Here is a 21,907-nt window from a genome sequence, read left to right as displayed (position 1 = left end):
CCTGATTGATGATGACAGCGGGCCTTGTATCAGGCGCCGGAGGTCCCCCGCAAAAGCCCTCCGGCGTCGAATGTGACGGCCGCCCCCTCTGCGCGGCCGGTGATGCGTCAGCCTCGTGCCTTCATGCGAGCGAGCGCCGCGGCCCGCACAGGATCCTGGAGTTGCACCAACTCCTCGGGCAGCAGCCAGTCGACTGGCTCCACTTCATAGACGTGTCGCTCGGCGTCGTACGCGAGGATCAGCGCGGGCTGGCCTCGCTTGAGCTCATTGGGCTTCGAGCAGACCACGTTCAGGATGACGCCTGCCCCGCCGTCCTCGAAGGTCGCATGGCCCGTCTTGGCCGTGACGCTGCCGCTGGAGATGGTGCACACGCGGCCCATCAGGGCCTCACGCCCCGGCGCGCGCTTGGCCACGAACACCGGCCGCAGCGGGCGGACCACGAAGCCCGCGGACACCGTTCCCGCCGCGAAGCAGGCCACTCCCAGCACGGAGCTCAGCAGCCACGACGGCAGCAGCCCGCCCAGGGCCGCGTGCAGCGGCTGCGCGCTCAGCACCGACAGCAACCAGGCGATGAAGACCACGAAGCTCACGGAGACGGTGATGGGGATGCCCGCGAAGCCCATCGCCGCCAGCAGCCCCCCGCCATCGACGTCGAAGTCCGAGTCATGCGCGCCCAGTGCCTTCGCGCCGCTTTCCATGGCGCCGCTCAGCGCCTTGCCGCCGCCTTCCACCGCCCCGCTCAGCGCCTTGCCGCCTCCCTCGACGGCGCCGCTCAGCGCCTTGCCGCCGCCCTCGAGGCTGACGTCGCCATCGAACAGGTCGATGCCGACCGCGCCCACGATGACGAACAGCCAGTACGTCATCACCACGCCCAGGACGATGGTGAAGATGGCGGTCGGGAAGGCCAATATGGTGTCGAGAAAGGCGTTCATACGGCTCGGCCTGCACTCTAAGCGAATGCCATTCCCGTAGAAAACGCGGCCGGGCGCTTTTCTGGCTGATTCTTGAGCAGCCAGCCGGACGGCACCTGTCTTGCCGCGCGGCCCTACCCTGCGCACAACAGGAAGACCTGCTCACATGGGGTGCGCGGGATTCCCACGACCCAGGTCCATGACCACGCACGCGGTGCCAGCCTCGCGTACCGATGCCCGGCAGGTCGCCCGGCGCCGGGCCCGGGGCGAGACACAACTCGAGCGGCTCCAGCGCGAGGGCATCCAGCGACGGGGCACGCCGAAGCGGGGTTTCCGCTACCTCCACGCCAACGGCAAGCCCATCTCCCAGGCGGAGCGCGAGCGCATCGACGCACTGCGCCTTCCCCCCGCCTGGGTGGATGTGGCCATCGCCCCCTCCCCCACCGCGAGGTTGCAGGCAGTGGGCCGGGACGCCGCGGGGCGGTGGCAATACCGCTACCACGCCAGCCATACCCGCAAGCAGGACGCGGAGAAGTTCCGGCGCGTCGTCGGCTTCGCCCGGGCGCTGCCTCGCATGCGGCGCCGCATCAACGCCGACCTTCGCAAGCCGGGCCTGGGGCGGGACAAGGTGATGGCCGGCGTCCTCCGCATCCTGGGGACGTGCTTCATCCGTCCGGGCAGCCAGCAATACGCCGAAGAGAATGGCAGCTTCGGCATCGCCACCCTGCGGCGCCGGCACGTGCGCGTGGCGGGTGACACTGTCTACTTCGACTTCCCGGGCAAGAGCGGCAAGCAGCAGCATCGGCAGCTGCGAGACCGACGGGTGGCGACGCTCGTCCGGCAGTTGATGAAGGTCCCTGGCCGGGACGTGTTCAAGTTCGTGCTGGATGACGGCTTCGTGGTGGACGTGCGGCGCCGCCACATCAACGAGTACATCCAGGAGGTCATGGGCGAGCAGTACAGCGCCAAGGACTTCCGCACCTGGGCCGGCACGCTCATCTGCGCGTGCGCGCTGGCCCGAGCCCGCGAGCGGGTCCGAGCGTCCGATGGCGACGACGGCACGGTGAAACCCACCGTGCTCAAGAAGACGATGGTGGCCGCGGTGAAGGAGGCCGCCGAGCACCTGGGCAACACCCCCGCGGTGGCCCGATCCTCGTACATCTATCCGTCCGTGCTGGCCATGTTCGAGCGAGGCCAGGTGGTGGATACGTGGTTCGACTCCGTGGATGAGCTGGCGGAGACGAAGAGCGGGAGCCTGCACTGCTCGGAGAAGGCCCTGCTCGACATGCTCGACGCCGGCCGGAAGCGACGGAAACGGGCGCGCCGCCACTGATGCGCACCCGTCTCCCGGCATGCGGCGACTCAGGCCACCATGGCCTCGACGACGCTGGGCGGCATCGTCGTCGGGAAGATGTTGGACAGCTTCAGGCCGGCCTTCGCCAGCAGCTCCGCGTACTCGGTCCCCGTGCGCTCGCGGCCGCCCACCACGACGAGCATGGCCATGTCATAGAGGTTGCCGAAGTGGGGGACGTTGTCGCCCGGGAGCACCGTCTCCACGATGAGCAGGCGCGAATCGGGCCGCATCGCGGCGCGGATGCACTGGAGGATGCGAAGGCTGCGCTCGTCGTCCCAGTCGTGGAGGATCTGCGAGAGGATATAGGCGTCGTAGCCCTCGGGGATGCGCGCGAAGAAGTCGCCTTCCAGGACCTCGCAGCGCCCCGCCAATCCCTGCTCAGTCAGCTGCTGGCGGGCCTGGGGCGCCACGTGAGGCATCTCGAAAATGGCGCCGCGTGCGCCGGGGTTCGCCTGGAGGATGCGCGCCAGGAGCATGCCGGTGCCGCCGCCCACGTCGCAGATGCTGCGCGTGGTGGAGAAGTCATACGCATTCACCACGGCCGGCGCGTTCATCGTCTGGTACGCGGCCATGCTGTCATTGAAGATGGTGGCGATACCCGGGTTCTTGCTCATGTAGTTGAAGAACGAGTCCCCCATGAATTTCTCGATGGATGGTTGCCCCGTCTTCAACGCGTTGGCCAGGTCACCCCACGCCTGCCACGACAGGATGTGGCCGTGTGCGCGCAGCGAGCCATACACAGACCCGGGGTTGTCCTTGCGCAGCATCTCGCCCAGCTCCGTGAGCCCCCAGCGCTGCGTGGCCTCGTCCTTCACGAGGATTCCCAGCCCGCTGAGCAGACGCAACAGCCGGCGCAGCGACGGCGCATGCGTCCCACTGGCCTCGGCCAGCTCCTCCACCGTCTTGGGCGTGTCACCAATCGTGTCCGCGATCTCCAGCTCCGCCATGGTCTGAAGGCACCGGGAAACCCAGAAGCCGTAGACCATTTGCGTCATTTGGATGGCCGCGGGCGGAGGCGCGTGAGAGGCTCGAGGTTGCTGGCTCATGTGTCCGTCTCCAAGGTGTGGTGATGCTACCGCGAGGCTACAACCCGTAAGGTAGGCTGTAAAACTAATACGATTTTCTTACCTATTCTTGAGTCCGAGTCTCCTCGTGCGCGCATTCGTCACCCGCCGAGACGCACTGCCCCGCAGCGCGCTCCATGAGCTGCGAGCCGCGCTGCTCGGCTCGCGCTTCGTGGCCCGGAGCCCACTGATGGGGACGTTCCAGGCCAGCCGCGGGTTCGCCTTCATCTTCACGCACGAGGGCCGTGCCACGTTGGAGGCTCGCTTTCCCTTCCTGGTGCCCTACCTGGCTCGCGTGCTGGACCCGGCCAGCGCCCGGGGCCTCTGGCCCTGGCACGAGCGACTCTGGGGGGCACGGAGGCCGCGGCCGGTCCCCAACGCATTCTACCTCAACCTGCTGTTGCTGGATGCGGGACGTGGCGTGGGCCGGCACATCGACGCCACACTCCAGGAGCCCAGCGGCGTGCCGGACGCAACGCCGCAGCACGTGAGCGTCCTGTACCTCCAGGTCCCCGAGAATGCGCAGGGCGGCGCGTTGCGCCTGCTGCGCCATGATACCCCGGTGGGTGAAGTCCGCCCCCGCGAGGGCTTGCTGGTGCACTTCCGTGGCGACCTCCAGCACGAGGTCCAGCCATTCACCGGTGGCCCGCAGGGTGCCAGCCGCGCGAGCCTCGTCTGCGAGCAGTACGCCTTCGCCCCCGAGGCGCTCGCGCGAATCCCCACGTTTCGCATCCAGTCCAAGGCGGGCTTCGCGGCCTACCTCGATGACCAGCGCGAACGCCCGGGAGGAGGACGGGCCGGGACGCTGGAATAGGCTTCATCTCGAACCCAGGAGGCTCCATGGCCGTCGATCCCCGCAGCACCGACGTCGAGCGCTTCACCCGCGAGGACCCGGGCGGCCCCGTGGTCATGTTGAACCTGATCCGCTTCAAGGAAGGTGGGCGCGCGTCCTACGAGGCCTACGCCCGCGCGGTGATGCCCTTCATCCACAAGGTGGGCGCCCAGCCCCTGTATGCGGGCGACGGCTCGACGGCCCTGGTGGCCGAGCCGGGCCAGGCCTGGGACGCGGTGTTGCTGGTGCGCTATCCCAGCCGCGCCGCGTTCCTCCAGATGGTGGCGGACCCGGAGTACCAGCGCATCGCGCACCTGCGCACCGAGGCCTTGCAGGAGGCGGTGCTCCAGGCCACCACGCCCTGGGCCACGTCGCCGGAGCCCTGAGTCAGGGCGTGGACGGCAGCGCCCGCGAGTCGGGCTGCAGGCGAAGGTCCGCCGTCGCCGCGAACGTGGGCGGGCGGCGGTGCTTCGACGCCTGCTCGTACGCGTAGGCCAGCTTCAGCAGCACGGGCTCGCTCCACGCCCTCCCGATGAAGGACAGGCCCACCGGCAGGCCGTGCACGTAGCCGGCGGGCACGGTGATGGAGGCGTACCCTGCGACGGCCGCGGGCGTGGAGCTGCTGCCCAGCCAGTGGTCGCCGTTGACCAGATCGATGAGCCCCGGCGGCGCCTGGGTCGGCGCCACCAGCGCATCCAGGCGGTGCTTCTTCATCACCGCGTCCAGGCCTTGTGCGCGTGACAGCCGCCGGCAGGCCTGGAGCGCCTTGAGGTAGGCCTTGTCGGTGAGCGGCCCCTTCGCCTGCGCCATGTGGAAGAGCTCCTGGCCGAAGTACGGCAGCGCCGAGGCGGCGTGCGCTTCGTTGTAACGGATGAGCTCCGCGAGCGTGCGTGGCGCCGCCCCCTCGCCCAGGGTGGCGAGGTAGGCCTGCAGCCCGGCCTTGAACTCGTAGAGGAGGACGTCGAGCTCGGGCGCGTCCAGCTTCTCCGCCGAGGGAATGGGGGCCGGGTCCACGAGGATGGCGCCTCGGGACTTCATCACCTCGAGCGCTTCCTCCACCCGGGCATCGGTCGCCGGGTGGTAGCCGAAGAAGCGCTCCCGGGGGACGCCGATGCGCGCGCCCTTCAGCCCATCCGGGTCGAGGAACCGGGTGTAGTCCGCATGTGCCTTGCCGCGGCTGGCCGCCGTCGCCGCATCCGCCGCGTCCACCCCCGCCAGCACGCTCAACAGCGCCGCCGCATCCGCCACGGTGCGCGTCATGGGGCCCGCGGTGTCCTGACTGTGGGAGATGGGGATGATGCCGGAGCGGCTCACCAAGCCCACTGTCGGCTTGAGCCCCACGAGGGACGCGGCCGCCGACGGCGACACGATGGAGCCGTCCGTCTCCGTCCCCACGGATACGGCGCAGAAGTTGGCGGCGGTGGCGGCGCCCGAGCCCGAGCTGGAACCCGAGGGCGTCCGGTCCAGCGCATACGGATTGCGCGTCTGCCCTCCCCTCGAGCTCCAGCCGCTGGAGGAGCGCGTGGAGCGGAAGTTGGCCCACTCGCTCAGGTTCGTCTTGCCCAGGATGACCGCGCCCGCCGCCCGCAGCCGCTCCACGATGAACGCGTCGCGCGGAGGCCTGGCCCCCACCAGCGCCAGCGCCCCCGCCGTCGTCTGCATCGCGTCGGCGGTCGCGATGTTGTCCTTGAGGAGCACGGGGATGCCGTGCAGGGGGCCTCGCGGTCCCTTCTCGCGGCGCTCCTGGTCGAGCGCCGCGGCTGTCGCCAGCGCGTCCGGATTCAGCTCGATGACCGAGCGCAGCGGCAGCGGCCCCTGGGTGTCCAGCGCGGCGATGCGCGCGAGGTAGCGCTCCGCGAGTCCCTCCGCGGTGTGCTCGCCCGTCTGCATGGCGGCCTGGAGCTGCGCCACCGTGGCCTCCTCCAATTCGAAGGGCTTCACGGCGGGCGCGGCCTTCTTCACCGAGGGCGGCTCGGCGGGAGCCCGGCCCTGGACGTCCAGCGTGACGAGCGCCGTGGCGGCGGCGGTGCCGCCCAGGAGGGCACGGCGGCTGAGGCCCGTGGCGGCGCCTGACGTGGAAGCGGGCTTCGAAGGAGGCTTCTTCATCGTGGATGCGCACTACAGCAGCGGCGCATGAAGGGTCGCAACCCCGCCGGGGCTTGGTTAGCGTGGCGGGTCCATATGGCCTCTCACCTCACCCTCCTGGCCGGGCCGGATGCCCTCCGGCTCATTCGCGAACGGGGCTTGCGCGGCGAGGACGTGGACGTCGTGCCCGGCGCCTCCGGAGGTCCGAAGTGGCTGGTGCTGGCCGGACTCGACCGGGCCCTCTTCGGCAGCCTGTTCCAGAACCGGACGCGCCCCCTGCACCTCATCGGCAGCTCGATTGGCAGCTGGCGGCTGGCGTGCGTGGCCCAGAAGGACCCGGTGCTCGCGCTGCGCCGCTTCGAGGCCGCCTATATCGACCAGCGCTATCCCCTCAAGCCGTCGCCCGCGCAGGTCAGCGAGACGTGTGAGCGCATCCTCGACGCGCTCCTGGGCGACACGGGCGAGGCGGAGGTACTGGGCCATCCCTGGGCCCGGCTCCACGTCGTCACCGCCCTGTGCCGGGGTGCCGTGGGTCTGGAACATCCACGGGCCCAACTGCTCGGGCTGGCGCTGTGCGCCCTGGGCAACGTGGTGAGCCGACGGACGCTCGGGCTCCACATGGAGCGCGTCATCTTCCACACGGCCGGCGACACCAGCCCCTTCGCAGGGCTGAAGGACCTGCCCTCCACCCACCTTCCCCTCACCCGGGAGAACCTGCGGCGGGCGCTGCTCGCCTCCGGCGCCATTCCCCTGGTCCTGAGCGGCGTGCGGATTCCCGGCGCGCCCAACGGCATCTACCGCGATGGCGGCGTGCTCGACTATCACCTGGACCTGGACTTCGGACCGGGGACGGGCCTGGTGCTGTACCCGCACTTCTACCCGTACGTGGTGCCCGGCTGGTTCGACAAGGCGCTGCGCTGGCGGCGGGCGCGCCCGGAGAACTTCCGCCGGGCGCTGCTCATCGCGCCGTCCGCCGAGCTGGTGGCGCGACTTCCCGGTGGGCGCATTCCGGACCGGGTCGACTTCGAACAAATGAAGGACGCCGAGCGGATGCGCGCCTGGAACCAGGTGGTCTCCGAGAGCGAGCGCATGGGCGACGAGCTCCTGGAGCTGATCGCCACCGGGCGCATCGCCGAGCACGTCCGGCCGCTCTGACGCCGCGGTCGAGGCCCCGGAAGAACAACGGCCGGCCCCTGTAGACAGGAGCCGGCCGTCAGGAACCTCGCTCAGTCAACCTTCCGCGACGCCCGGACCGTTACTTCGTCCGGGCCTCGCGGCCTCCTCCTCCCACCCACAGGCGGGAGGAGGAACCGTCCGTCTCAGTTCTGACGACGGCGGCGCAGCAGGCCGAGCAGCGCCAGGCCGAGCATGCCGGCCGGAGCGCCCGCGCCCGTCGCGGAGCAGCCACCGCCGTCATCACCGCCAACGTCGTTCTTCGCGGTGAACGTCACGGTGGTGCTGCTCTCCGCGCCGTTCGCGTCCGTCACCGTCAGACGGAAGGTGAACGTCGCGGTCTTGCCCTCGAGGTCGGGCAGGTTGGCAACCGCAACCGCCTGGTCCGCGCCGTTGATGGTCGCGGTCGGACCGGCCGTCTGCGTCCAGCTGTAGGTCAGCTCATCACCGTTCGCGTCGCTGGAAGCCGAGCCGTCGAGCGTGGCCGACGTCTGGTTGCCAGAGACCACCGCGCGAGCGCTCGCCTCGGGGGCGACGTTCGCGTCGGAGACCGTGACGGTCGTCACGGCGGAGATGGTGGCCTTGCCGTCGCTGACCAGCAGGAGGAAGGTCAGCGTCCCGGCGCTGGAAGGCGCCGTGAAGGTCGGCGTCAGCGAGGAGCTGTCGGACAGCACCACCTCGGTGCCGCCAATCTGCGTCCACGTGTAGGTGAGCGCATCACCGTCCGCGTCGGTCGCCGTGCCGTTGAGGGTCACGGTGGCACCGGCCTCGACGGTGGAAGGAGCACCCGCGCTCACGGCCGGGGCGGCATTGCCCGGGCTGGTCCCCGGATCCGCCGCCACGATGACGCGCACGATGTCGCTGCTGGACGAGTTGCCATCGTTGACCGTCAGGAGGAAGGCCAGCGTGTCGCCGTTCGCCGTGCCCGGCGCGGTGAACGTGGTGGACAGCGCGGAGGCATCCGCCAGCGCCACAGGGGTGCCGCCAATCTGCGTCCACGTGTAGGTGAGCGTGTCACCCTCGGCGTCGCTCGCCGAGCCGCTGAGCGTGACGATGTCGCCGGCGTTCGCCGTCGCATCCGCGCCCGCGTTCACGGTCGGAGGCGTGTTCTCCGGATCCGTGCCACCGCCGCCGATGATGGTCACCGCGACCGCCTTGGAGGCGGAGTCCGTGCCGTCAGACGCCGTCACGGTGAACTCGTACGAGCCCGCCGCAGGCGTGCTGAAGGTGATGGCGGACGTGTCGGCGCCGTTGATGCCCACCGGAGCGCCAGCCGTCTGCGCCCAGCTGTAGTTAATGGCATCACCGTCCGGGTCGACCGCGGCCGCCGTCACGGTGACGGTACCCGCGGCGAAGCCCACGGAGGTGTCGGAGACGATCGGCGCGCGGTTCACGTTGGTGACCGTCACGGTGACCGTGTCGTTCGCGCTGGCCACCCCGTCGCTAACCGTCAGACGGAAGACCAGCTCCTCACCCAGGGTGACCTCGGGCGCGATGAACGTCGCCGTCGGCGTGGTGTAGTTCTTCACCGCCACAGGCGTACCGGAAACCTGCGTCCACAGGTACGTGAGGGCGTCGCCGTCCTCATCGCTGGCAGAGCCGCTCAGCGTGTACTCAGCGCGCTCCTCGACCGTGCCGTCGAGGCCCGCGTTCACGGTGGGCGGGTGGTTGCTCGGCGTACCCGGCGTCACCGTCACGGTCACCGAGTCGGTGGCCGTGGCCGTGCCGTCAGACACCGTCAGCTCGAACACCAGGGCGGTGCTCGCGGTGACGTTCGGCGCCGTGAAGGACGGCGTCAGGGTGTCCGCGCCCGTCAGGGTGACGGAGGGGCCAGACGTCTGCACCCAGGCGTAGGTCAGGGCGTCGCCATCCGGATCGGTGGCCGAGCCGGAGAGGCTCACCGGGTTGCCGCTCGTGGCAGAGACGTCCGTGCCGGCGTTGGCGGTGGGCGCCTGATTCGCGCCGCCGCACACGCCATCCTCAGCCCCGATGGTGATGAACGGCGTGTTCGTGATGCCGTTGAACTCGAGGTTGTCGATCAGCCAGCCCGTGTAGCCGGCGCTCTCGTCCGTACCGACGCGGAAGCGAATCTGCACCGTCTTGCCGGCGTAGGCCGTGCCCAGGTCGATGGTCGCGGGGAGCATGCCCGGGAACTCCGTGTTCCACCCCGACAGTGCGGGCTTGCCGGCCAGCGGGTTCAGGTTACCCGCGTAGTTCTCCAGCACCATGTTGTGGATGGGCTCGCCGATATCCACCCAGGTCTGGCCACCGTCCTCGGTGATCTCGACCGTGGCGCCGTCGTAGTAGTCCTCGAAGTCCCAGGCGTGCGTGAAGTTGAGCACGAAGGGCTCGGTCTCACTGACGTGAAGCTCCGGGGTGATGAGGCGGACGTCGGAGTAGGAAGGGGTGTTCTCGGCGTAGAACGTGCGGTTGCCGTCCTCGAACGTGACCACGCCAAACACGGCCGGGGTCAGGTTCTCGTCGTACTCGGTCGTCCACGGGAGGTTCTCCGGGGTCGCCTGCACGTCCTCGATGTGGCTGGAGTTCTGCCGCTCGTCGTAGTGCGTGGTGAGGACGAGGCTGTCGGTGAGGTCACCCGGAACCGCCTGACCGTCATCCCGGGCGGCGATGTCGATGGCCACTTCCTGCTGGTTGGTCGCGCCGTTGAGCGTGACCGGGATGGAGACCGTGGCCTCGCTGAACACGGGGATGGCCGGGAAGTCCGCCTCACCACCGTTGCCGAACTCAACACCCGCGAAGGCCGAGGTCAGCGTGACGCTGGCCGCGGTCGCAGCCGTGGCGCCGACGTTGCGCACCGTGACCTCGATGCGACCCGTCTCACCGTTGTCGAGGATGCCGTCGTTGTCGCACGTGCCGCCCTCGACGTCGTCGAAGAACTGGGCCGACACGATCTGGATGGCCGAACCCACCACGAAGCTCTCCACGACACCCGCGTGGTTCGTGGAGTAGCGGTCCGGAGCCTGGGCACCGACGCCCGCGCCGCGCTTGGCGAAGGCCTGCCAGAAGCGCTCGGCGTCCGCCGGGTCGTTGGCGTAGGCCGCCGCGATGATGGCGTCACGCGCCTCCAGGTACGTGGGGGCCGCCGGCGTGAGCTTGTACCCGTTGACCAGGTAGTTCTTCATCCGGTCCTGCGCCTCCTGGAACGGATGCGCGCGGAGCAGCGACACGTAGCACTCCCACAGCATCGTCGCCCAGATCTCACCGGAGTTGTGGACCTGCGAGTTCGGCAGGCCCGTGTTACCGAGGAAGGGCACGCCGGTGGGCAGCTCCACGCCGTCCATGATGTGACGGAACGAGAGCGCGTTCTTCGTCTGATCCGTCGAGTACGCGCCACGGCGGATACCGTAGAAGTCGGAGTCCGGCGAAGCGCGAGTGGCGTACGCCGCCACGCCGTAGGCGCCGCTCCAGTTCGCGTTCGACGGGACGTTGATGTCCTCGGCGCGAACCATCATCAGCAGGGCGGTGAAGTCGCCCCAGCCCTCACCCATCGCGCGGCCCTGGTTGTTCACCAGACCGGACGAGTTCGCGATGAGGCGGTTGCTGATGTAGTGACCCCACTCGTGCGCCACGATGGCGTTGTCGATGGTGCCGTCGAGCCAGAGGCTCTCACCACGCCACAGCGTGACGTTGAGGCCCGAGCCGATGGCGCCGCGCAGCGTGTTGCCATCGTCCAGGTTCACGCGGAGCGCCGGGATCGTGATCGTGCTGGAATCACCACCCATGTCGATCGTCGGACCCGCGACGTTGTCATGGATGATGACGCCGGTGGCGCCTGCGTTCTGCGCGTTGGTGATCTTGACAATGAAGTCGCAGCTGCCGCGGTCGATGATCGCGATGTTGCCGGCGACCTCGGCCGCGTTGGTCAGCGCGGTGCAGCCGTCGGTGGCGGTCGGGCCGGTGGTGTTGGCCTCGTCCTGCGCGGCCACCACGTTGCCGGTGACGTCGAAGGTCTGCGGACCGAAGGTGTTCGAAACGCCACCCTCGTAATCACCCGCGACCTCTGCGGGAGCGTTCGCCGTCAGGCGCGAGTTGCGCGTGCCGCCGAACAGGTACATCTGCATGCGCGGCGGCGCACCGTCCGCCGGCGTGAGCATGTTGGCGTTGTCGGTGCCGCTGTAGTCCTGCGCCTGCGCCTGGAGGGGGTCACCATCCACGCCGCCACGCCCGAAGTTGTCCATCTGGGCGTTGCCGGAGGCCTCGTCGAAGCCCGCGTCGTAGTACCAGTCGTGGAGCCAGTTGTTCAGGTAGAACAGGCTCGTCGTCGCCGCGGCGATCTGCTCCAAGTTGGCGTCCGGCTGGATGGTGAAGTCGATGGTCCGGTCGAACACGCCTGGGGCCGTGACGGACGCACGGAGGTCGCCGGTGTTGAAGTAGTCCGGCTCGGTGAGGTCCGCGTACGCATCGACGTTGTTACCGGTGGTCTCCGTCGCGCCGTCCGGCAGCCAGGGGTCGTTCTGGCTGAAGGGGGCGTTCTGGAGCGTGATCAGGTTCGCCGGGGCGTACGGCGCGACATAGCCGTTCGGGAGGCCCGCCGGGTGCGGCGTACCCGCGCTGCCCACGGGGCCGTCGTGCGGCGTGTACGGGGGCGTGGTGTCCGCGAACACGCGGTAGCTGAACTCCGCGTGTGCCTTCAGGTCGTTGCGCATCAGCAACTGACCGTCGACGGCGGAGATGACGTACGCGAAGTAGTCAGAGTCCTTGCTGTCAGCACGGCCCGTGTTGATCTCCACGTAGTACGCGGGGACCAGCTTCTTGGGCAGCGGGAAGTAGACCTGCTTCGCACGGGCGGGGATGATGAACCCCTCCTCGAGCGGACGCGCGTAGCTGGCCAGCGTGAAGTGCGAGTACTTGTCGCCCTTCTTGCCCTTGTTCACCGGGGTGAGCAGGTTGCGGTCCAGCGAGGTGCCCGTGAGGTCCTTGTACGCCGCGGCAACGGCCTCGGTCGCGGGCAGGTTGAAGCGCGCCTTCGACCGGAGGCTCCCCGACGTGCCCTGCTTCGAGAGGCTGCCGGAGATGGCAATGATCTCGTTGTGCTTGTTCAGCAGGACCTTGAGGGACTGGCGGAAGACCTCGATACCCTCGGTCTCCTGGGCCAGCGTCACCACCGTCACACCCTGCTTGTTGGTGCTGACGTTCGTGACCTTCGCGCCCGCGGCCTCGAAGGAGGCAACGCCGTAGAGCGAAGCGTGGGCAGAGATCTGCGCCAGCGCCGCCTTGGCGGGCGTCATCTTCGCGTACTCGGCGCGGAGCTTCGTCTGCTCCGCCGTCCGGTGCGTCCAGACGAACGTCGGGGTGTCGGTCAGCGCATCCCGGTGGGCAATCCGCGCGCCCTTCAGGTTGCTGTTGACCGGCTTGAAGCCCGCGGCGGCACGGCCCGTAGGCTTCGCGTCCTGGAGTGCATCGTAATTCGGCAAACTCCGAGCGACGGCACTGGTACCGGACAATACCAGGGCGAGCCCGGACAGAGTGGCAACCAACCTTCTCACGTGGGGAAACTCCATTTTTACGACGACGGGGGTGGCCGATTCCCTACAGCCTGGGTCAACTGTTCCGGCCCCATCGCCGGAACTCCCAGTCACGGTTAGGAAGCGACCAAGTGACAGATTGTCACCTGGCGGAGAGATTAGTGCCCCATTGGATGTAGGTTGAAAGGCGACACGCGATTTTTTTCCAATGGAACGCAGAATTCCGTAATTACGGCAGGTTGCGTCAGTACAGGTGGAGCCATGAGCGCGCGATTTCGGAGTATTGGGGCCTGGGGACTGGTGTTTGCGGGATGGGTGGTCGTCGCGACCGGGTGCCGAAGCACCACGGCACACCAGTCCGCACCGCCCCAGGCCGCTGTCGACTCAGGTGACGCGGCACCCGGGTCCTCGTCACGCACCACCAGCACAGACACGCCCCCGGAGCGCTCGGAGCGCCCTCCAGTCCAATCGAAGGACTCCGCTGCGACGGATCAAGCCTGCCCCTGGGGACACCTGCGCTGCTGTGATGGGCAGTGCGCGCCCGCGAGCGAATGCGCACTCCTCGTGTGTGACCCCAGCCCGCGCCGCACCGCCATCGAGACCCGCTGAGCTCAAGCCCACGCGCGTCCGGCCGTGGACACTCACGGCTGCGTCATGAGGGGCGCCTCGCTTTGCGCAGGCGCCGGCGACATCAAGTACGACTGGAGAAAGGCGCGCACCGAGCGAGGGCGCAGGCGCGGGTAGTCGGCGTTGGAAGGGTCATGCAACCTCCCCTTCCCCGCGAGCTGCGCGAGCAGACTCAACTGCGCGGAGGACGTGTGGACTGGCGTTCCCGCGGGTCGCGCGCGCGAAAGCTGCCGGCGCAGATCCTCCACCGTGCCGCGGCACACGCGCCGCAAGGGCAGGCCCGAGAGCGCCTCGTAGACCGCGGCCACCTCGTTCACCGTTACCACGTCCCCCACGAACTCCAGTCGCCTCCCCGCGGCGTGCGGATCCACCACCACCTCGGCCACCCACCGCGCCGCGTCCGCCATGGCCGTCACGTCGAAGGGCTCATCGCCCGTGCCCCAGTAGGTGACGACACCTCGCTCGAAGTCGAACACCTGCGCCTGCGGTGACAGGGCGGTCTCCATGAAGGCCCCACACAGGACGAAGCTGTGCGGCACGCCACTGCGCACCACCGCGTCGGCCACGTGCCGGTGCGCCGCCATGAAGCCCGCGCCCGCTTCGGGGTCCGCGTAGTCGAGCGAGAAGTCCGATGGAATGAAGCGGATGACGCCATGCCGCCGCGCCGAGTCCAGCAGGCGAAGTTGCCCCTCCACGCGGACCTCGGCTGGCCCCCTGACGGCGGAGACGACCGCGTCCACCCCCTCCAGCGCGGAGTCCAACGAGCGCAGGTCGTCCAGTGAGCCGCGCACCAGCGTCACCCCATGTGCGGCCAGGGCCGCCAGGCCCGCGCTGCGCGTCCCTGGCCGCACCAACACGTGGAGATGAACGCCCGGTCGCGCGAGCAACGCCGACGCCAGCTTGCCCCCAAAGCGCCCCGTCCCTCCCACCAGCAGGACATGCGTGATGTCGGTGTCCATGGCCTCCTCCTCGTCGTTGTCGGCGGCAGCTGCCGCTCGCCACACCGATGGGGCAATCCCCTAGGAGGAAGATGGACCGTGGTGCCGGGTACGACTTCACCTGCGAACATGCGCCGCTTGCCTGGAGGCAATGCGGGCACGGTGCGGAGCGGCAGCCTTGCGGGACCGTCAAAAAGCAATCGGCCCGGCCATCGTAACGATGACCGGGCCGATCCGAGTTGCGGGGGCAGGATTTGAACCTGCGACCTTCGGGTTATGAGCCCGACGAGCTACCAGGCTGCTCCACCCCGCGTCATGTCTTGGGTTCAACGCCTCGAAACCTGACTGTGATTCCAATCAGGTTTCGAGGTGCAACGAGTTGCGGGGGCAGGATTTGAACCTGCGACCTTCGGGTTATGAGCCCGACGAGCTACCAGGCTGCTCCACCCCGCGGCAGAGAGAGGCGAGGCGGTAACTACCGCCCCCTGCCTGTACCGTCAACACCTTTCTCCAGCGCTGATCACTTCGGCGTCACCAGCACTGGAGACAGGGGAATTACTTGCGCGCCTTGTTGAGCAGGTCCGCGAAGGTGCCGAAGCCCTTCTTGCCCGCGCCCTGCGGCTGCTGCGACTTCTGCCACGCCTCCACCTCGGCGCGCTCCTCGGCCCGGATGGCGGCGGTCACCGACAAGCGAATCTTGCCGGACGCGTCGATGTCCAGGATGGCCACCTTCACCTCCTGGCCCAGCGTGTAGTGCTTGCGCAGGTCGGTGCCACGCTCGGTGCCCGTCTCGCTGGCCGGCAGCAGGCCCTTTCCGCCCGGGAATGCGAGGAACACGCCGTAGGGCTCGATGCGGTCCACCTTGCCCATGACGATCTGCCCCACCTTGGGACGGGGCGCGGCCGGCTGGGCCGGAGCCGCGGCGGCCTCGGCGGCGGGACGCTCCTCGGGAGGACGCTGCGCCTCCTCCTCGGAGATGCGACGCAGGCTGATGCGCTTCTCCTGCGTGTCGATCTTTTCCACCGACACCCAGATGGTCTCCCCTTCCTTCACCACGTCGCGCGGGTGCGCGATGCGGCGGTCGCTCAGGGCGGAGATGTGAACCAGGCCATCCACGCCCGGACGCAGCTCCACGAAGGCGCCGAACTGCTGCAGGCGCACGACCTTGCCCTGGAGGCGGTCGCCCTCCTTGATTTCAGAGAGCGCCTTCTGGAACGGGTCCTCCTGGCGCGAGCGCATGGACAGCGTGATGCGCTCCTTCTGCTTGGACTTGTCCGGCGAGTTGGGCTGGCCCGCCTCCATGCGGAGGATCTCGACCTCGACCTCGTCACCGACCTTCACCACCTCGCTCGGGTGGCCCACGCGGGTGTACGAGAGCTCGGAGACGGGAATCATCCCCTCCACGCCGCCCAGGTCCACGAACACGCCGAAGTCACGCACGCCCGTGACCTTGCCCTTGACGACCTTGCCCTGGGCCAGGTTCTTGCGCGTCTCGGCGGCGAGCTGACGCTGCTCGTCCTCCAGCAGCGCGCGGCGAGACAGGACCACGTTGCGCTCGCGGACCTCGCTGACGCGGAACTGGAGCTTCTCACCGATGAACTGGTCCGGCTTCTCCACGTAGCGCAGGTCGAGCTGGCTGATGGGGCAGAACGCGCGGATGTCGCCGATGGCGACCTCCACGCCGCCCTTGTTCACGCTCAGCACCAGGCCCTCGACGGGCATGCCGGAGGCGCGAGCCTCGGCCAGCAGGGCCAGGTTGGCGCTGCCCTTGGCCAGCGCGCGGCTGAGCTGGATGCCCTTGGCGCCCACCTCGACGACGTGCGCGTCGATGGTGTCACCCACGCCGAAGCGCAGGATGCCCTCGTCATCCTTCAGCTCGCGCAGCTCGATCATCGCCTCGCTCTTGGAAGCGCCTTCCACGGACACGAACGCGGTGTCCGCGCCGAGCTGGAAGATGGTGCCCCGGACCTTCTCACCCACGCGCAGGCCGCGGCGGCTGGGCGTGCCGCCTTCCTTGGACTGGGCCTCGAACATCTCGGCGAAGGACTCGGACTCCGGAACCTCTTCGTACAGCGCGCTCGACGGCGCGGGCGTCGGCGTCACCGGCCGAGGCGCGGGCGCAGACGACGCGGCGGAGGCCTCGGCGGCGGCAGCCGTCGTCTCGGCCGTCGCGGTCGCCTCGGCGGGCACGTCGCCCACCGGGCCACGCGTCTCGATGGCGCCCGAGGCGCGCTTCACGACGACCATGGGGCCCGATCCACGGCGATCACCGCCGCGGCGCTCGCCCCCACCACGGGGCCCGCGCTCCTCGCGCGGCGCGCCACCCGAGGGACGCGGCTGGGCCTCGCGCTCGCCACGGCCACCGCCGCGCTCGCCACCACGGCCACCGCCACGCTCACCCCGACCTCCCTCGCTGCGGCCCCCCCCGGAGGGGATGCCGAGCATCACGTCACCGAAGGTGGCCTTCGGCTTCTTGGGACCCATCCCGCCAGAATTGGAACCGTTCTTCTCGTCGCTCACTGCCGAGACCTTCCTGAAGCGAATTCGACCCTGGCTTCCCGAGAAGCCGGGCCCCGGTGAAAAAGGCGGCGCACTCTACACGCGCGCCATGTCCGGAGGAAGCCAGATGACGCACACGCCGTCCACGCCGACGCTCCGTCCATAACGGAGGCAGCGCGTCAGCCCATCCCTGGTGGATGTTTGTCACGCCAAGGAATTGCTGTCAGCCCGGCGAGGAGCCAAGCAATCCCAAGGGGTTAGCGCACCAGTCGCAGCTTCCGCCCCACCTTGCGAAACACCGCGCCCGCCTCCGGGATGCCCAGCGCCGCCGACAGTCCGAAATAGACGACACCGAACGGCAGGGCCACCGCGGCGAAGCCCAGGACGGGATGCAGGCGGGGCGGCATCAGGAAGTGTCCACCCCACTCCGCCGTCACGCCCGGCATGGGTCCGAGCAGCGACGTCAGGCCCAGCTTGATGCCCAGCGCCAGGGCGCCCGCCACCACCGCCGCCCCCCACAGCCGGGGCAGGAGCCCACGCGGCACGCCCACCGGGCCCAGCTGCTTCATCAGCTTGCGGCGCAGCAGGCCCGCCTCCAGCCAGGCCACCAGGCCACTGGCCAGCGTGAGGCCGAGCGCGCCCAGGTGCTCGGGCAGGCCGAGCCAGCCCGGAAGCCGCAGGCCCAGCACCCACGCCCCCGCCGTGCCCACCAGCACGCGAACCACCGCGAAGCGCAGCGGCGTCTTCGGGTCCTTCAAGGCATAGAAGGCGGACGCGTAGAGCCGCCCCACCGTGGAGGCCACGAGCCCCAACGCGGCCCCCATCAGCAGGTACCAGAGGTAGCGCGAGTCCGCCGCGTCGAAGCGCCCCGTCTGCAACAGCGCCGCCGCCACCATGTCCCCCAAGAAAAGGAAGGCCGCCGCCGACGGCACCACCCAGAAGCAGATGCGGCGCGCCCCTCCATCGATGCGCTGGCGCAGCTTCGCCGCCACGTCGGCACCCTCCCCCGTGGCCCGCGACATCTCCGGCAGCTCCGCGGCCGACACCGCCATGCCGAAGAGGCTCACCGGGATGAGGTAGATGGTCTGCGCATACAGCAGCGAGGACAGCGCGCGGTTGGAGATGAGCGAGGCGAAGGCCGTGTCCACCCAGGCGCTGAACTGGACCACGCCACGGCCCAGCACCACGGGCACGAAGTTCTTCAGCACCTGACGGACCGGCTCGGCCGCCAGCGACAGCGCGGGGCGGAAGCGCCCCAGCAACTGGAGGACCGACGGCACCTGCACCGCGAACTGCAGGAAGCTGCCCAGCACCACGGCGTAGGCCAGCACCTCGACCAACTGCTCCTCGGCGTAGCGTCCCCCGGCGCCCACCAGCGCCGCGATGATGACCAGGTTCCAGACGACGGGCGCCAGGTACGAGAGCAGGAAGCGCCGGTGGCTGTTGAGGATGCCCAGGCACCAGGCGCTCAACACCAGCATGCCCGTGCCGGGGAAGAGGATGCGCACCAGGTGGATGGCCAGCTCCCGCTCGCGCCCCTGGAAGCCGGGCGCGATGGCGTCCACCAGATAGGGCGTGAAGAGCATGCCCAGCGCCACCACCACCGCCGTGGCCAGCGAGAGGATGCCGAACACGGCGCCGGCGACCCGGTCCGCCGCCTCCTCGTCCCTGCGGCCCAGCAGCTGCGCGTAGACAGGGATGAAGGAGCCGGAGAGGACGCCTTCACCGAAGAGGTTCTGCAGGAAGTTGGGAATGCGCAGCGCCGCCTTGAAGACGGCCGCGGCCTCCGCGTTGCCCAGGTAGTGGGCGAAGACGCGCTCACGCACCAGCCCCATCAATCGGGAGGCAAGGATTCCGACGGCGACCAGCGCCGCGCCGCCGGTCGAGCGCTCGGGACGGGGGGGCGCGACCGGCGGGGGCGGAGACTCGGGCGAGGACGTGGTCACGAGAGGGGCGGACTCTACGCGGCCCGTTGGATGTCATGAAGCGCGAAACCCCGGCCCGCTGTTTCGCTTGACGCCGAACCCTCCAGATTGCGAGGGTCCGGTCCAATGGCCGGCCCTTCCGACAGCGATATGGACGACGTGGCGCGCATCCGCCTCGTCCTGGCGCGTGAGCTGGAAACCATCAACGAGTACGAGGCCTACGCTCGCGCCTCCTCCAATCCCGAGGTCCGCGCGTTCTTCGAGCACCTCGCGGCCGAGGAGAAGGAGCACGTCTCCGAGGCCGTCCACATGCTGCGCATGTTGGACAGTGGTCAGAACGAGCACTTCGCCAAGCCGTTCGTCCCTGGACACTTCCAGGGCGCCGCCGCCAGCCCCTCCCCGGCCGCCGTCCACGTCCCCGGACCGGAGGCCCCCGCCTTCTCCGTCACCGGCCGCAACAACGGCCGCCTCCCCTCCGAGCCGCCCACCTCCCTGCCGCCGCAGCGGCTGGTGTACGGCCTGCCCGCGCCGCCCCCTGCCGTGGAGTCCCATCCGCTCACGGTGGGGTCGCTCCGCCGGGGTGGCGGCGGTTCTGGTAGCGGTCGCTGAAGTCCTTTCCTCTTCCTCTGTTGATGCCTCTGGAGCCCCATTTCATGCCTGACTTCCTTGGACATGCCGAGAACCCGCTCCGCGAGGAGGAGTGGGCGCGTCTGAATGAGACTGTCATCCAGGTGGCTCGGCGCTCGCTCGTGGGCCGCCGCATCCTGGACATCTATGGGCCGCTGGGCGCCGGGGTGCAGACGGTGCCCTACGACGAGTTCCAGGGCGTGTCCCCGGGCGCGGTGGACATCGTCGGTGAGCAGGAGACCGCGATGGTCTTCACCGACGCGCGCAAGTTCAAGACCATCCCCATCATCTACAAGGACTTCCTCCTCCACTGGCGCGACATCGAGGCGGCCCGCACGCACAACATGCCGCTGGACGTGTCCGCCGCCGCGGGCGCCGCCGCGCTGTGCGCGCAGCAGGAAGACGAGCTCATCTTCTACGGAGACGCGCGCCTGGGCTACGAGGGCCTGATGACGGCCAACGGCCGGCTCACGGTGGCGCTGGGGGACTGGTCGGCGGCGGGTGGCGGGTTCCAGGCCATCGTCGAGGCCACGCGCAAGCTCAACGAGCAGGGGCACTTCGGCCCCTACGCCGTCGTCCTCTCGCCGCGCCTGTACTCGCAGCTGCACCGCATCTACGAGAAGACGGGCGTGCTGGAGATTGAGACCATCAAGCAGCTCGCGTCGGACGGCGTCTACCAGTCCAACCGCCTGCGCGGGGACTCCGGCGTGGTGGTGTCCACCGGCCGGGAGAACATGGACCTCGCCGTGTCCATGGACATGGTGGCGGCGTACCTGGGCGCCTCGCGGATGAACCACCCGTTCCGCGTCCTGGAGGCGCTGCTGCTGCGCATCAAGCACCCGGACGCCATCTGCACGCTGGAGGGCGCGGGCTCCGTGGATCGCCGCTAGTCCCTCGCGGACGCGGACGCGGACTGCATCATGGCCAAGGTCCTGGTCATCGACGACGAGGCGAACCTCCGCAAGGTGCTCGCCGCGATGCTGCGCCGGGACGGCTTCGACGTCACCGTGGCGGAGAACGGCGAGCAGGGGCTCGCCGAGTTCCACAAGAACGGCGCGGACATCGTGGTGACGGACCTGGTGATGCCCAAGGTGGGCGGCATGGAGGTGCTCGGCACCATCCGCGCCGCCAACCCGGACGTGCCCGTCATCATCATCACCGCGCATGGCACGGTGGACTCCGCCGTGGACGCCATCAAGGCCGGCGCGTTCGACTACATCACCAAGCCCTTCGACCAGGCGGAGTTGTCCTCCGTCGTGGCGAAGGCCGCGAAGACGAACGAGAGCGCCCGTCGCTCCGTCCGGCCGGACGTGAAGGCTCGCGCGGCCATCATCGGTGACTCGGCCTCCATCCAGGAGGTCTACAAGATCATCGACAAGGTGGCGGACACGCCGTCCACGGTGCTCATCACCGGGGAGAGCGGCACCGGCAAGGAGCTCATCGCCACCGCGCTGCATGGCGCCTCCAGCCGCCGCGACAAGCCGTTCATCAAGATCAACTGCGCCGCCATCCCCGACACGCTGCTGGAGAGCGAGCTCTTCGGCTACGAGCGGGGCGCCTTCACCGGCGCCGTCACGTCCAAGCCAGGGCGCTTCGAGCTCGCCGACGAAGGCACCCTCTTCCTGGACGAGATTGGCGAGATTCCGGTGGAGATGCAGGTGAAGCTGCTGCGCGCGCTCCAGGAGGGCGAGTTCGAGCGCGTGGGCGGCATCAAGACGACACGCGTCGACGTGCGTCTGGTGGCCGCGACCAACCGCGACCTCCAGGCGGAGATTGAAGCCGGCCGCTTCCGCAAGGACCTGTACTACCGCCTCGCGGTGGTGCCCATCTCCCTGCCCGCGCTGCGTGAGCGCCGCAGCGACATCCCGATGCTCGCGCGGCACTTCGTGGAGAAGTACAACCGGCGCCTCAACAAGAAAATCGAAGGCATCGCCGACGACGCCATGGCCCTGCTCCAGGGCTACGGCTGGCCCGGCAACATCCGCGAGCTGGAGAACCTCATCGAGCGCGTGCTCCTCTTCGCGGATGGCCCCCTCATCACCGCCAAGGACCTGCCGGAGCCGGTCCGCCAGGGAGCGAGCCTCCAGGCGAGCGCCAACCTGGCCACCGCCGCGGCGGCGCTCGACGTGCCCACGGGCGAGGTGGGCCTCAAGGACATCGTCCGGATGAAGGCCGCCGAGCTCGAACGGGACCTCATCGTGAAGAAGCTCGAGGAGACGGGCGGGAACGTCACCCGCGCCGCCCGCCTGCTCCAGATCAGCCGCAAGTCGCTCCAGACGAAGATGAAGGAGTTCGGCTTGCGCGACACCACACCAGACGGGCAGGAAGACGGCCCGGACGAGTAGACCGGCGAGGAGGCGGAATTCCGCTTCGCGCGCGTCGGTTT

At 69.2% G+C, this 21,907-nt stretch carries 14 protein-coding genes and 2 tRNA genes; 7 read left to right on the top strand and 9 right to left on the bottom strand.

What is annotated here, in order from left to right:
* Positions 1-107: 107 nt before the first annotated feature.
* On the bottom strand, positions 108-932 hold the full coding sequence (locus VZL07_RS33510) for a hypothetical protein (RefSeq protein ID WP_426752016.1): 825 nt from the start codon (positions 930-932) through the stop codon (positions 108-110).
* 178 nt (positions 933-1,110) lie between these two features.
* On the opposite strand from VZL07_RS33510, the gene VZL07_RS33505 reads away from it, so the two are divergent.
* Entirely contained in the window at positions 1,111-2,244 is a 1,134-nt protein-coding gene (locus tag VZL07_RS33505) for a DNA topoisomerase IB (protein ID WP_426752015.1), read from the top strand.
* Between the two features lie 29 nt (positions 2,245-2,273).
* Here VZL07_RS33505 and VZL07_RS33500 read toward each other — a convergent pair whose 3' ends face one another.
* Positions 2,274-3,311, bottom strand: a complete 1,038-nt coding sequence (locus VZL07_RS33500; protein WP_426752014.1) for a methyltransferase — start codon at positions 3,309-3,311, stop codon at positions 2,274-2,276.
* A 106-nt stretch (positions 3,312-3,417) separates the two neighbouring features.
* On the opposite strand from VZL07_RS33500, the gene VZL07_RS33495 reads away from it, so the two are divergent.
* Positions 3,418-4,143 carry a 2OG-Fe(II) oxygenase gene (locus VZL07_RS33495; protein ID WP_426752013.1) on the top strand — a complete coding sequence of 242 codons (726 nt, stop codon included), beginning with the start codon at positions 3,418-3,420 and terminating at the stop codon, positions 4,141-4,143.
* A gap of 26 nt (positions 4,144-4,169) precedes the next feature.
* Positions 4,170-4,547, top strand: a complete 378-nt coding sequence (locus VZL07_RS33490) for a DUF1330 domain-containing protein (RefSeq protein ID WP_426752012.1) — start codon at positions 4,170-4,172, stop codon at positions 4,545-4,547.
* A gap of 1 nt (position 4,548) precedes the next feature.
* Here the strand turns inward: VZL07_RS33490 and VZL07_RS33485 are convergent, their stop codons facing one another.
* Complete coding sequence (locus tag VZL07_RS33485) at positions 4,549-6,267, bottom strand: amidase (RefSeq protein ID WP_426752011.1); 1,719 nt, start codon at positions 6,265-6,267, stop codon at positions 4,549-4,551.
* A gap of 75 nt (positions 6,268-6,342) precedes the next feature.
* Between VZL07_RS33485 and VZL07_RS33480 the strand changes: the two genes are divergently transcribed.
* The gene (locus VZL07_RS33480) at positions 6,343-7,401 is read left to right on the top strand and encodes a patatin-like phospholipase family protein (RefSeq protein WP_426752010.1); all 1,059 of its coding nucleotides are present in this window, start codon (positions 6,343-6,345) and stop codon (positions 7,399-7,401) included.
* Between the two features lie 164 nt (positions 7,402-7,565).
* On the opposite strand, the gene VZL07_RS33475 is transcribed toward VZL07_RS33480, so the two are convergent.
* The 6 genes from VZL07_RS33475 to murJ form a co-directional block, all read right to left on the bottom strand.
* Positions 7,566-12,926, bottom strand: a complete 5,361-nt coding sequence (locus VZL07_RS33475; RefSeq protein ID WP_426752009.1) for a myxosortase-dependent M36 family metallopeptidase — start codon at positions 12,924-12,926, stop codon at positions 7,566-7,568.
* Positions 12,927-13,546: 620 nt separating this feature from the next.
* Positions 13,547-14,491, bottom strand: coding sequence for an aromatic alcohol reductase (locus VZL07_RS33470; RefSeq protein ID WP_426752008.1), 945 nt, complete (start codon positions 14,489-14,491; stop codon positions 13,547-13,549).
* A 218-nt stretch (positions 14,492-14,709) separates the two neighbouring features.
* Positions 14,710-14,783, bottom strand: a tRNA-Met gene (locus VZL07_RS33465).
* A 66-nt stretch (positions 14,784-14,849) separates the two neighbouring features.
* Positions 14,850-14,923 (bottom strand) — tRNA-Met (locus VZL07_RS33460).
* Positions 14,924-15,025: 102 nt separating this feature from the next.
* Positions 15,026-16,954 carry a S1 RNA-binding domain-containing protein gene (locus VZL07_RS33455; protein WP_426752007.1) on the bottom strand — a complete coding sequence of 643 codons (1,929 nt, stop codon included), beginning with the start codon at positions 16,952-16,954 and terminating at the stop codon, positions 15,026-15,028.
* Positions 16,955-17,226: 272 nt separating this feature from the next.
* On the bottom strand, positions 17,227-18,915 hold the full coding sequence (gene murJ, locus VZL07_RS33450) for a murein biosynthesis integral membrane protein MurJ (protein ID WP_426752006.1): 1,689 nt from the start codon (positions 18,913-18,915) through the stop codon (positions 17,227-17,229).
* A 105-nt stretch (positions 18,916-19,020) separates the two neighbouring features.
* On the opposite strand from murJ, the gene VZL07_RS33445 reads away from it, so the two are divergent.
* From VZL07_RS33445 to VZL07_RS33435, 3 genes are read left to right on the top strand one after another with little or no spacing between them, the layout of a single operon-like run.
* Positions 19,021-19,503 (top strand): ferritin, encoded by a 483-nt coding sequence (locus VZL07_RS33445; protein ID WP_426752005.1) that lies wholly within the window; start codon positions 19,021-19,023, stop codon positions 19,501-19,503.
* 44 nt (positions 19,504-19,547) lie between these two features.
* Positions 19,548-20,411: an encapsulin nanocompartment shell protein EncA gene (gene encA, locus VZL07_RS33440; RefSeq protein ID WP_426752004.1), complete on the top strand. Its 864-nt coding sequence runs from the start codon at positions 19,548-19,550 to the stop codon at positions 20,409-20,411.
* A gap of 30 nt (positions 20,412-20,441) precedes the next feature.
* A complete protein-coding gene (locus VZL07_RS33435) occupies positions 20,442-21,866 on the top strand; it encodes a sigma-54-dependent transcriptional regulator (protein WP_426752003.1) in 1,425 nt (474 codons plus the stop codon).
* Positions 21,867-21,907: the final 41 nt, after the last annotated feature.

The organism is Pseudomyxococcus flavus (genome assembly GCF_050038885.1).
GTDB lineage: Bacteria > Myxococcota > Myxococcia > Myxococcales > Myxococcaceae > Myxococcus > Myxococcus flavus.
This window is presented reverse-complemented; position numbering and strand designations above follow the sequence as displayed.